This is a genomic window from Nocardioides humilatus, from assembly GCF_008373755.1.
Lineage (GTDB): Bacteria > Actinomycetota > Actinomycetes > Propionibacteriales > Nocardioidaceae > Nocardioides > Nocardioides humilatus.
Map to the genome: position 1 here is coordinate 1 of NZ_VUJV01000014.1, position 11,474 is coordinate 11,474.

Below are 11,474 nucleotides of genomic sequence, written 5' to 3' on the forward strand. Positions count from 1 at the left end.
CCGAGGTCGGTTTCCTCGTCGTCGGTGAGGCCGTCGTCGTCACTGTCGTCGTCGACCGCGCCCGCCGTGTTGGGGCCGCAGTGTGCGTTGGCGAGCCGGCCGGTGCTGCCGGCCAGGGTGAGCTCGAGCCCGCGCACCGTGATCTCACCGGTGCTGGAGGGAGACACCGGCTCCTGGATGTTGACCGTGCCAGAGACCAGGCCGCGCAGGGCGTCGGTCAGGGCGGTCAACAGGGACGGCTCGAGAGCCTCCAGCAGGGTGTCGATGACCGTGTCCTGCAGGCCGGTCACGAGGACGTTGAGCGGAGCGAGCGCGCCACCGAGGGTCTGCTCGAGGGTGTCGCGCAGCCCTTCGAGGACGCCGTCCACGAGGTCCTGGGGCGCGGTCACGGTGAGGGGGGCGTTCGGGCCGGTGCCGAGGTCGATGGGTGCCCGCACCTGGGTCGAGCCGAGCTCGACGACGATGTCGATCCCGGCGACCTCGGTGCTGCCGCTGGCCACCAGCGGGTCGGCGGTCGCCGTGCACTGCGCGGTGATCGCGCCGATCTCGACGGACAGGGGCAGTGCCTGTTCCACGCCGGCCAGGGTGCTCTGCAGCGCGTCGTTGATCGGGTCGATGAGGGGCTGGAGCGCGGCCCGGACCACGTCCTGGACGAGCGGGTTGAGCGCCTGGACGACCGGGTCGAGCACCGTTCCGGAGTCGATCGCGTCGAGGCCGTCGAGGACGCCGTTGAGGTCGAGGGAGTGGAAGTCCTCGATGGCCAGCGGCGCGGTGCCGGCGTTGGCCGATGAGGTGCCGTTGCCGGCGGAGGCCTCCTGGGTGAAGGTCGCGACCTGCTCGCCCTCGAAGGCGAGGCCGGCGCCGCACCGGCCCGTCGGGGTGGCCTCCGCGGTCAGAGCGGTGTCGTCCGCGTCGCACGCAGGGCCGGTGTTGAGGATCGCGAGGATGCCGTCGCCCTCGACCGCCTGGGCGTCGGCATGTCCGGTCGCCTCGGGAATAGCGTGGGCGGCCGGGGCCGTCGCGAGGTTGAGGGCGGCGGCGGTCGCCGTCGCCGTCCCGACGAGGACGACCGTGCGCAGGCGCGCGCCGATCGAGCCGAGATCAGTCATGGGTGTCTCCTGGGTCATGGGGTCAAGCAGGCAGACGTCCGCTCCGAGCCACGTCGTCGTGGCACACGTCTACCAGTTCCAGGGCGCCTGACCTGGTCGGATTTCGGATCCGATAACAGGTGACGTCAGTCCAGGTCGGCTCCGAAGATCGCCGTGCCGGGAGTCAGCCGGCCGCGGACCGAGGACCAGCCGCCCCAGAGGCGCTCGTGGTCGTCGGGCCACTCGGGTTCGAGCAGCGCGGTGATCCGGAAACCGGCACCGGCGAGGATCGAGACCCAGTCGCCAAGGGTGCGGTGGTGCTCGACGTAGGCGGGCCGGCCGGTCACGTCGTCGACCTCGACGTAAGGCGTGCGGTCCCAGTAGGACTGCGAGGCCATGAGCCCGTCCTCGGTCGGGTCGTCGGGGAACATCCAGCGCGTCGGGTGGGTGATCGAGAAGGCGAACCGCCCGCCGGGGCGCAGCACCCGGGCGGCCTCCTGGACCGCCCGGTCGATGTCGGCGACGAACTGCAGCGCGCCGAACGCGCAGAAGACCACGTCGAAGGAGGCGGTGGCGAAGGGCAGCTGGGTCGCCGTACCCCGGACGCTCGGTACGGCGATGCCGGTCGCGTCGTCGATGCGCAGCGAGTGCTGGAGCTGGCGGTGGGAGAGGTCGAGGCCGTAGGCCCGGCCGCCCACACTGCGGATCCACCGTGAGCACTGTCCCGCGCCGGAGCCGACCTCGAGGACGTCCTTGCCGGCCAACGGGCCGAGCACGCCGGCGTCGGCCTCCGTGAGGCCCTCGGGGCCCCACACGAAACCGACGTCGCCGAGGAAGTCGCCGTGGGTCGCCTGGTACTCGTCGGCGTAGCGGTCCCAGTCGGGGCCGTTGGCCCGGCGGGACTCCTCCTCGGTCGCCGCACGCCGGTGAGCGGTCACCGGGGGATGAGGCCAGTGCTCCTGCTCCACGCCGACGAGGGTACCCAAGCCATGACGGAGGGGTCGCGCGAGTTGGACTCCGCCGCCTGCACCCGCGTACCCTGGAATGTCGCGGTCACGGGACCGCGTGATTTTGCCTTTCCTACTACTTCTGCCCACCCAAGGACTGACCCAACTCCATGACGAGCACCCTCTCGACCCCCCTCTACAGCCAGTACGACGACAACGCGCCCCAGGTCGCGGTCAACGACATCGGCTCCGAGGCGGACTTCCTGGCCGCTATCGACCTGACCATCAAGTACTTCAACGACGGCGACATCGTCGAAGGCACCATCGTGAAGGTCGACCGTGACGAGGTGCTCCTCGACATCGGTTACAAGACCGAGGGCGTCATCCCCTCGCGCGAGCTCTCGATCAAGCACGACGTCGACCCCTCCGAGGTCGTCGAGGTCGGCGACAAGGTCGAGGCCCTCGTTCTCCAGAAGGAGGACAAGGAAGGCCGTCTGATCCTGTCCAAGAAGCGCGCCCAGTACGAGCGCGCGTGGGGCACGATCGAGCAGATCAAGGAAGCCGACGGCGTCGTCGAGGGCACCGTGATCGAGGTCGTCAAGGGTGGTCTGATCATCGACATCGGCCTGCGCGGCTTCCTGCCCGCCTCGCTGGTGGAGATGCGCCGGGTGCGCGACCTGCAGCCCTACGTGGGCCAGACGCTCGAGGCCAAGATCATCGAGCTCGACAAGAACCGCAACAACGTGGTCCTGTCGCGCCGCGCCTGGCTCGAGCAGACCCAGTCCGAGGTTCGCCACGGCTTCCTCACCCAGCTCCAGAAGGGCCAGATCCGCAAGGGTGTCGTGTCCTCGATCGTCAACTTCGGCGCGTTCGTGGACCTCGGCGGCGTCGACGGTCTCGTCCACGTCTCGGAGCTGTCCTGGAAGCACATCGACCACCCGTCCGAGGTCGTCACCGTGGGTGACGAGGTCACCGTCGAGGTCCTCGACGTCGACATGGACCGCGAGCGTGTCTCCCTGTCGCTGAAGGCGACGCAGGAGGACCCGTGGCAGCACTTCGCGCGGACCCACCAGATCGGCCAGATCGTGCCGGGCAAGGTCACCAAGCTGGTGCCCTTCGGTTCGTTCGTCCGCGTCGAGGAGGGCATCGAGGGCCTCGTCCACATCTCCGAGCTGGCCGAGCGCCACGTGGAGATCCCGGAGCAGGTCGTCCAGGTCAACGACGACGTCATGGTCAAGATCATCGACATCGACCTCGAGCGTCGTCGGATCTCGCTGTCGCTCAAGCAGGCCAACGAGACCACCGCTGCTGCGGACGTCGAGGAGTTCGACCCGACGCTCTACGGCATGCCGGCGACCTACGACGAGTCCGGCAACTACGTCTACCCCGACGGCTTCGACCCCGAGACGGGCGAGTGGCTCGAGGGCTTCGAGGAGCAGCGCGCGACCTGGGAGGACCAGTACGCCAAGGCGCACGCTCGCTGGGAGGCCCACGTCAAGCAGCAGGCCGACGCCAAGCAGGCGGAGATCGAGGCCGGCGAGGCCACCTCGTACTCCTCCGACACCGGCGAGGCCGAGGAGCAGGGCGGCTCGCTCGCTTCTGACGAGGCGCTCCAGGCGCTCCGCGAGAAGCTCACGGGCGGCAACTGATCAACGCGCGAAGGCCCGGTCACTCTCACGAGTGACCGGGCCTTCGGCCTTTTTTCCGGTGGTTGAGGTGCGAGCCGAGCGAGCCTCGCACCCTCAGGCGTGGAGTCGGCGGGCCGGGGGAGCGAAGCCGGGGTCGGTCGGGTGGGAGGACGGCGGCGGCAGCTGGCCGCGGTCGTCGCGCAGCAGCGCGTGGAGGGTCGCTGCGACGGGGATCAGGAGCATCAGGAGCAGGAAGAAGGTCATGGCAGAAAGTCTGCTACTGACGGGATCCTGCCACCAGTGGCAGTTATGCCGGTGTGCGTTGATTTTCTGCCACATCGGTGCGATGGTGGTCCGATGCTGACGAACGTGGCCGTGCTGGCCTACGAGGGCGTGGCCCCCTTCGAGCTCGGCGTGCTCTGCGAGGCCTTCGGCCTCGACCGGCGCGAGCACGGCGTACCCCTACTCGACTTCGCGGTCTGCGCGGAGACCCGCGACCCGATCCCGACCTCGATGGGCTTCTCGCTGCAGGTCAACGAGAGCCTCGACCGCGTGCGCGAGGCCGACCTGGTGGCGGTGCCGGCCCTACCGCGCGGCCGGGTGGCTCCCGACGGCGTGATCGAGGCGCTCCAGGAGGCCTACGAGCGCGGTGCGCGCATCCTGTCGGTCTGCAGCGGCGCCTTCACCCTCGGCATGGCCGGACTGCTCGACGGGCGCGACTGCACCACGCACTGGATGTACACCGATGAGCTCCAGCGGCGCTTCCCGGCCGCCAACGTCGTGCCCGAGGTCCTCTACGTCGACGCCGGCCAGGTCATCACCAGTGCCGGCACCGCTGCGGGCCTCGACGCCTGCCTGCACATCTGGCGGCAGGAGTACGGCGCAGCGGTCGCCAGCATGGTGGCCCGCCGGGCCGTCGTACCTCCGCACCGCGACGGTGGCCAGGCTCAATACATCGCTCGTGCGGTGCCGGACTGCGATGCCGACACCTTGCGGCCGCTGCTCACCTGGATCCTCGAGAACCTCGCTGAGGAGCACAGCGTCGACACCCTCGCGCGCCGCGCGCTGATGTCGCCGCGCACCTTCGCCCGTCGGTTCCGTGACGAGACCGGCACGACGCCCCACAGCTGGGTCACCCGGCAGCGGGTCGCGGCGGCCGAGGAGATGCTCGAGACCACCGAGCAGCCGGTCGAGTGGATCGCCACCGAGGTCGGCTTCGGCAACGCGGCGGCCCTGCGGCACCACTTCCAGCGCGTGCGGGGGGTCAGCCCGCAGCAGTACCGCCGTACCTTCTGCCCCGCGCCGACGGAGGCCTCCGCCTGACGTGACGATCGCGGGGCCGTGCCGTTGGGGCTTGCATGAAGTCCAGCCGCATCGGCCGTCTCCTGTTCGTCGGCCTCCTGGTGATGGTGGGCCTGGTGCCTGCTCCGCCTGCCGGGTCGACCGGGTCGACCCTGGCGTCGTCGTCGGCGCCGTCATCAACGGCCGCCGCCCTCACCTGGAAGACCTACCGCCGGGTGCTCGACGACGGCCGCGCCTACTTCGTCCGCGGGCCCAGCTGCAGCACCCGGGCCGCGGCCGGTTGTAGCGACCAGCTGGCGAAGGACCGCGGCCTGGTGTTCTTCCTGCACGGTGCCGGAGGCGCCGAGGACGGCGACACGGCCAGGAGCTGGCTCCAGGGACTCAACGGGTTCGGGCCGGACACGATCTTCGTCTACGCCCTGAGCAAGGACGGGACCTTGCGCTGGGACGCCGGCTTCTGCTGCACCGAGGAGCCGGTGGACGACGTGGGCTACGTGCTCGACGTGCTCGACGACATCGGCAAGACCTGGGCGATCAACCCGGACCGGATCGGGGCGACCGGCCTGTCCAACGGAGGGATGCTCTCGCTGCGACTGGCCTGCGAACGACCCGACGTGTTCCCCGTCGTGGCCGCGCTGGCCGCGACCTACGTCGGCCCCTGCGACACCGCGAAGGTGAAGATCGGCCAGTGGCACGGCGCCGCAGACCCGCGGGTGCCCCTGGACGGTGGCACGGTGACGCTCCTCGGTCAGGAGCGTGAGATCCCCTCGGTGGCGTCGCTCGCGGCGCGGATGAAGGGTGGCTCGACCTTCATGCTCCGGGTCATCCCGCGGCGTGAGCACTCGATGACGTGGAAGGACTTCCGGCACTCGACCACCTGGCTCCTCGACACCATGCGGCACTAGTGAAGAACTACCTGCCGAGCTCGCCGCGGCGTACTTTCCCGGTCAGCGTGCGCGGCAGGGCATCGCGGAAGACATAAGTCTTCGGTCGTTTGGGCGGCGCCAGGTGCTCCCGGGCGTACGCCGTCAGTGTCTCCTCGGTCGCCTCGCCGACCACCGCGGCGCAGACCCGTTGGCCCCACGCGGGGTCGTCGGCGCCGTAGATCGCGATGTCGGTGACGCCGGGACACTCGCCGAGGATCTGTTCGACCTCGGTGGGGTAGACGTTGACGCCGCCGCTGATGATGAGGTCGTCGCGTCGCCCGTCGAGGTAAAGGTAGCCCTCGGCGTCGATCCGGCCGTGGTCGCCGACCGTGAACGCGGGCCCCTCTGGCGTCTCGCGCCACGCGGCCGCGGTCTTCTCGGGATCGCCGTAGTAACTGAACCGGGCGTGCTCGGGCACGACGCACCACAGGGTCGCGTCGGGGTCGACGCTCATCCGGCGCCCCGGTCGTGCTCGACCGACAGTGCCGGGGCGCTCGAGCCACTCCTCGCTGCGGCATGCCGTGAACTGGCCCTCGGTCGAGCCGTAGAACTCCCAGGTCGAACCAGCTGGGAAGATCTCGATGAGGCGCCGTTTGACCTCGGTGGGGCAGGGGGCTCCCGCGTGGGCGACCAGCCGGAACGGGCTGAGGTCCGGGATGCCGACCTCGTCCCAGTGGGCGAAGAGCCGCTGCAGGTGGGTGGGCACGCAGAACATCGTGGTCGGCCGCTCGCGCTCGATCGCAGCGGTGACCGCACCGGGATCGAAGGGTCCCGGGATGACGAGCCGGCCTCCCGCGAGGAGCGTTCCCATCGCGAACCGGAGCGGCGCCGAGTGGTAGAGCGGGCTGAGCACCAGGTTGACGTCGTCGGACCCGAAGCCCCACAGGTCGCGCTCCTCGGCGACCAGAGCCGCGGCGCCGGCGTGGTCGAGGAGGCCGGACCACACGCCCTTGGGCGTGCCCGTGGTGCCGCTCGTGCAGTGCAGGGGCCGACCGAGCGGGAGTCCCGGAGGCGGGAGCGCCGTGGAGATCTCCCCGAGGGTGGAGTCGTCCTCGACCACCAGCGTCGGAGCGAGAGGTGCGAGGATCCGTTCGCGCTCGACGGCCGTCAAGCGCGGGTCGAGCGGGATCGGGAAGGCGCCCACGCTGAGCAGGCGCAGGACCACGTCGACGTAGGCCAGAGAGCCGGGGACGAGCAGGGCGACCCGGTCGCCCTCGCCTGGTATCCGCACGCCCACGGGCGCCACAGTAGGGGGTCCCAGTAGGGTCCCCGTGTGCGCGTCGGACTGACCGGGGGAGTCGCCTCGGGGAAGAGCACCGTGTCGTCGATCCTGCGGGAGCTCGGTGCGGTCGTGATCGATGCCGACCAGCTCGCCCGCGAGGTCGTCGCCCGGGGCACGCCCGGGCTGGAGCGGGTGGTCGACGCGTTCGGGCCCGAGATCCTGACGCCCGAGGGCGACATGGATCGGGCAGCGGTGGGCGCGATCGTCTTCGCCGATGAGGCGAAGCGCAAGGTGCTCGAGTCGATCGTGCACCCGCTGGTCTTCGAGCGGATCATCGAGCTCGAGGCGGCGGCCGGTGCCGAGGACCTCGTCGTCCACGACATCCCGCTGCTCGCCGAGTCGGGCCGCGCTGACACCTTCGATGCCGTGATCGTCGTGGACGCGCCGACCGAGGTCCAGGTCGAGCGGATGCTGCGCGACCGGGGCTGGACCCTCGAGGACGCCGAGTCGCGGATCGCCGCGCAGGCGAGCCGGGACGATCGACGAGCCATCGCGACCTACGTCATCGACAACACCGGGACGCTCGACGACCTCCGTCGCCGGGTGACGGAGGTCGTCGAGGAGCTGCGTCCGGCCGCGACGCGCTAGGCGGCGAGGTCCGGGTCGCCCAGGCGGCGCAGCTTCTGCAGCGCCTCCCGCTCGAGCTGGCGCACCCGCTCGGCGGAGATGCCGTGCTTGGCGCCGATGTCGGCGAGCTTGTGCTGGCGACCGTCGACGAGTCCGTAACGGGCGCGGATGATGTCGGCGGCACGCGCGTCGAGCTGCTCGACCAGCGTGTTGAGGCGCTCGCGCGCCTCCACGTCGAGGACCGTCAGGTCGGGCCCGGGCGCCGTCTCCTGGGCCATCAGGTCACCGAGGGAGGTGTCGCCGTCCTCGTCGACTGGGGTGTCGAGGCTGACGTGCTCGCGGCCCCAGGCCATCAGGTCGAGGACCCGCTCGACGTCCATCCCGAGCTCGCCGGCGATCTCCTCGGGGTTGGGATCGCGGCCGAGCTGACGCTCGAGCGTCCGGCGGGCGCCGCCCACCTGGTTGAGCTCCTCGACGACGTGGACGGGGAGCCGGACGACGCGGGCCTGCTGGGCGATGCCGCGCGTGATCGCCTGGCGGACCCACCAGGTCGCGTAGGTCGAGAACTTGTAGCCCTTGGCGTAGTCGAACTTCTCGACCGCGCGGATCAGGCCGGTGTTGCCCTCCTGGATCAGGTCGAGCATCGGCATCTGGGCCCGGCCGTACTTGCGGGCGATCGACACCACGAGCCGCAGGTTGGCGTTGATGAACTCCGTGGTGGCTTTGCGTCCCTCCTCGGCGATCCACTCGAGCTCCTCCTGGGAGGCTCGCTTGGGCGCACCGCCCTTGGCTCGGGCGACGCGACCCTCGTCGAGCAGGTGCTGGGCGAAGAGCCCTGCCTCGATGGTCTTGGCCAGCTCGACCTCGCGGGCGGCGTCGAGCAGGGGTGTGCGGGCGATCTCGTCGAGGTAGAGACCGACGCTGTCGCGTCCTTCGATCTCGCGGCCTCGGTTCCTCGTAGCCGTTGCAGCCATCGCGACCCTCCTTCGCATACCGACTCCCGCCGGTACTCGTCTCCAACGCACTGCGGCGGTGCGGTGTTCCCCGATCGGGGCGCTCCGTTGAAGTGCTCTCGACTGCTCAGACGTCCCAGCGGGCCCGAGAGTTGCCGCAAACGGCAACTCTCAGGGACTTCTCAGTCAGAGGGAGTCGTTCGGAGGGATACCCACGCCCGCCAGGCCCATGCGGTCCAGGATCCAGGCGAGGGAGAAAGCGCGGTCGTGCCAGGCCCGGTAGCGGCCCGAGACGCCGCCGTGACCGGCCGCCATCTCGATACGGAGCAGCACGTCGGCCTCAGGGGCGGTGGCGCGGAGCTTGGCCACCCACTTGGCGGGCTCGACGTAGAGGACCCGGGTGTCGTTGATCGACGTCTCCGCGAGGATCGGCGGGTAGGGCAGGTCGGCGACGTTGTCGTAGGGGGAGTACGACGCGATCAGGTCGTAGGCCTCGGGGTCGCCCTCGGGGTTGCCCCACTCGTCGTACTCGGTGACCGTGAGCGGGAGACTGGCGTCGAGCATCGAGGTCAGCGTGTCCACGAAGGGCACCGTGGTCACGATCCCGCCGAAGGCGTCGGGTGCCTGGTTGGCCACCGCCCCCATGAGCAGGCCGCCCGCGCTGGCGCCCTCGGCGACCAGCACGTCGGCGGTGGTCCACCCGGTCGCGACCAGGTGCCGCGCGCAGGCGATGAAGTCGTCGAAGGTGTGCTGCTTGTGGGCGAGCTTGCCGTCGTCGTACCAATGACGGCCGAGCTCGCCGCCACCGCGGACGTGGGCGATCGCGAAGGCCGCGCCGCGGTCGAGCATCGAGAGCCGCGCCGCGGAGAAGTAGGGGTCGATCGAGGTCTCGTAGGCGCCGTAGCCGTAGAGCAGCAGCGGGACGGGCTCGGTGCCGTCGGCGCCACGCACCCCGCGTCGGTGCACGACGGAGATCGGCACCCGGACGCCGTCGGGCGCGGTCGCCCACACCCGGTGCTCCTCGTAGTCGGCCGGGTCGTAGCCGCCGAGCACGGGCGCCTGCTTCAGCAGGGTGCGCTCGCGGGTGCGCAGGTCGAGGTCGTAGACGGAGGACGGCTCGATCATGCTCGTCATCCCGACGCGGACGGTCGGCTGCTCGAAGGACGGGTTGCCGCCGGCGCCCGAGGTCGACAGCTCCCCGGGGAAGTCGACGAGCCAGTCGTCGGTCACCGGGGCAGCGGGGTCGGGCCCCAGCTCGAGGATCCGGACGCGCGGCAGGCCGTCGCTGCGCTGCCCGACGACCAGGTGGTCGGCGTAGGCGTCCACGTCCTCCAGACGTACCGCGGGGTCGTGCGCCAGCAGCGGGACCCACTCCGTGCGCGGGGTCGGTCGCGGGGGAGCGGTGGCCAGCTCGAACTCGGGCCCGGTGGCGTTGTGCAGCACGAGGAACGTGTCGACGCCGCCGAGGACGGCGTGGTCGAGGGAGTACTCGATGCCCTCCTCGCGCGCGGCGAAGCACCACGGCTCGGCGGCGGGATCAGTGGCGTCGAGGACGTGGAACTCGGAGGTGTTCTTCGACGACGCCACGATGACCACGTAGCGCCGGCTGCGGGTGCGGCCGGCGCCCACGAAGTAGCGCGCGTCGGGCTCGTGGAAGACCAGCTCGTCGTCGGCCTGCTCGGTGCCGAGCCGGTGGCGCCACACCTTGTCGGGGCGCCAGGTCTCGTCGATGGTCGAGTAATAGAAGTGGTCGGGCGTCCCGCCCCAGGTCACGCCGCCGAGCACGCCGGTGAGCTCGTCGGCGAGCAGCTCGCCGGTCGTCAGGTCCTTGACGCGCACGGTGTAGCGCTCGTCGCCAACCACGTCGGTCGCGTAGGCGAGGAGGTTGTCGTCGGGGCTGATCGAGGAGCCGCCGAGGGAGAAGAACTCGTGCTCGCCTGCGAGCGCGTCGAGGTCGAGCAGCACCTCCTCGCCGGGCAGGGCCGGCTCGTCGGGCTGAGCGGCCTCCGCCGGCTGCGGGGGAGTCCAGCTGTCCGGGTCGGTCACGCGGACGCGGCAGCTGGCGCCGTACTGCTTGCCCTCGAAGGAACGGCCGTAGTACCAGAAACCACGCACGCGGGTGGGAACCGAGAGGTCGGTCTCGAGGGTCCGGGCCTTGATCTCGTCGAAGATCTGCTGACGCAGGTCGGCGAGGTGCGCCGTGCGGGCCTGGGTGTGCTCGTTCTCGGCCTCGAGGTGAGCGAGGACCTCCGGGTCGTCCTTGGCGCGCAGCCAGTCGTAGTCGTCGGTGCGGGAGTGACCGTGGTGGACGGCGGTGACGGGTCGACGCGCGGCGACCGGCGGCGTGGGCGTTGCAGGCACGTCGGTCACCGTATCCGGCCACTGCGCATCCACAGGCACCGGTGGATTCCTGTGGAGTTCGGCCGCTTTCTGTGGAGGAAATGGGCCTGACATGTGGAGGATCCTGTGGGACTCGAGGAATGTGGAATTTCTTTGCGCAAAGCCCTTGTGCTGGTGGTTTCACGCGGCGTAGAACTCTCCCTACCGAAAGCGGAACGCAAGGCCTCCGGGCCAGGCGGGAAGTGATCGGGGAGCCGGACGGAAGTCCTCTCCATCCCGCGGGGCAACCTGCGGGCGTCGACCCTGGTGGCGGGTCCGGCGGTGAGAGTGCGGAGGTCCGGGTCGATCGGAGCCACCACAGCCGGTCAAGCCGAGGGCCTCCTGATGCTCATACCATCAAGAGGCCCTCACCCTTTTTTGGGGTTAGCGGCCAGATTGTGT

At 70.4% G+C, this 11,474-nt stretch carries 10 protein-coding genes; 4 read left to right on the plus strand and 6 right to left on the minus strand.

Annotated elements, in window-relative coordinates:
• A partial coding sequence (locus F0U44_RS22045; RefSeq protein WP_149730555.1) for a hypothetical protein occupies positions 1 to 1,109 on the minus strand: 1,109 nt, incomplete at its 3' end.
• Between the two features lie 125 nt (positions 1,110 to 1,234).
• On the minus strand, positions 1,235 to 2,056 hold the full coding sequence (locus F0U44_RS22050) for a class I SAM-dependent methyltransferase (RefSeq protein WP_149730556.1): 822 nt from the start codon (positions 2,054 to 2,056) through the stop codon (positions 1,235 to 1,237).
• Positions 2,057 to 2,205: 149 nt separating this feature from the next.
• Here F0U44_RS22050 and rpsA point away from each other — a divergent pair, with 149 nt between their 5' ends.
• Positions 2,206 to 3,684, plus strand: a complete 1,479-nt coding sequence (rpsA, locus tag F0U44_RS22055; RefSeq protein ID WP_149730557.1) for a 30S ribosomal protein S1 — start codon at positions 2,206 to 2,208, stop codon at positions 3,682 to 3,684.
• Between the two features lie 93 nt (positions 3,685 to 3,777).
• Here the strand turns inward: rpsA and F0U44_RS23140 are convergent, their stop codons facing one another.
• Entirely contained in the window at positions 3,778 to 3,927 is a 150-nt protein-coding gene (locus F0U44_RS23140; protein WP_188113627.1) for a hypothetical protein, read from the minus strand.
• 93 nt (positions 3,928 to 4,020) lie between these two features.
• Between F0U44_RS23140 and F0U44_RS22060 the strand changes: the two genes are divergently transcribed.
• Entirely contained in the window at positions 4,021 to 4,986 is a 966-nt protein-coding gene (locus F0U44_RS22060; protein ID WP_149730558.1) for a helix-turn-helix domain-containing protein, read from the plus strand.
• A gap of 35 nt (positions 4,987 to 5,021) precedes the next feature.
• A complete protein-coding gene (locus tag F0U44_RS22065) occupies positions 5,022 to 5,870 on the plus strand; it encodes a CE1 family esterase (protein WP_149730559.1) in 849 nt (282 codons plus the stop codon).
• Between the two features lie 7 nt (positions 5,871 to 5,877).
• On the opposite strand, the gene F0U44_RS22070 is transcribed toward F0U44_RS22065, so the two are convergent.
• Positions 5,878 to 7,128: a class I adenylate-forming enzyme family protein gene (locus F0U44_RS22070; RefSeq protein WP_246160755.1), complete on the minus strand. Its 1,251-nt coding sequence runs from the start codon at positions 7,126 to 7,128 to the stop codon at positions 5,878 to 5,880.
• Between the two features lie 36 nt (positions 7,129 to 7,164).
• On the opposite strand from F0U44_RS22070, the gene coaE reads away from it, so the two are divergent.
• Positions 7,165 to 7,761, plus strand: coding sequence for a dephospho-CoA kinase (gene coaE / locus F0U44_RS22075; RefSeq protein WP_149730561.1), 597 nt, complete (start codon positions 7,165 to 7,167; stop codon positions 7,759 to 7,761).
• On the opposite strand, the gene F0U44_RS22080 is transcribed toward coaE, so the two are convergent.
• Both F0U44_RS22080 and F0U44_RS22085 read right to left on the minus strand, forming a co-directional pair.
• Positions 7,758 to 8,714, minus strand: a complete 957-nt coding sequence (locus F0U44_RS22080; RefSeq protein WP_188113628.1) for a sigma-70 family RNA polymerase sigma factor — start codon at positions 8,712 to 8,714, stop codon at positions 7,758 to 7,760. The two genes, coaE and F0U44_RS22080, sit on opposite strands and share 4 nt — an antisense overlap.
• A gap of 165 nt (positions 8,715 to 8,879) precedes the next feature.
• Positions 8,880 to 11,054, minus strand: a complete 2,175-nt coding sequence (locus tag F0U44_RS22085; protein WP_246160756.1) for a S9 family peptidase — start codon at positions 11,052 to 11,054, stop codon at positions 8,880 to 8,882.
• Positions 11,055 to 11,474: the final 420 nt, after the last annotated feature.

Excerpts from the sequence above, each read along its gene's own strand:
- rpsA (WP_149730557.1), top strand. The coding sequence starts at position 2,206 with ATGACGAGCACCCTCTCGACCCCCCTCTACAGCCAGTACGACGACAAC.
- F0U44_RS23140 (WP_188113627.1), bottom strand. The coding sequence starts at position 3,927 with ATGACCTTCTTCCTGCTCCTGATGCTCCTGATCCCCGTCGCAGCGACC.
- F0U44_RS22060 (WP_149730558.1), top strand. The coding sequence starts at position 4,021 with ATGCTGACGAACGTGGCCGTGCTGGCCTACGAGGGCGTGGCCCCCTTC.
- F0U44_RS22065 (WP_149730559.1), top strand. The coding sequence starts at position 5,022 with ATGAAGTCCAGCCGCATCGGCCGTCTCCTGTTCGTCGGCCTCCTGGTG.
- F0U44_RS22080 (WP_188113628.1), bottom strand. The coding sequence starts at position 8,714 with ATGGCTGCAACGGCTACGAGGAACCGAGGCCGCGAGATCGAAGGACGC.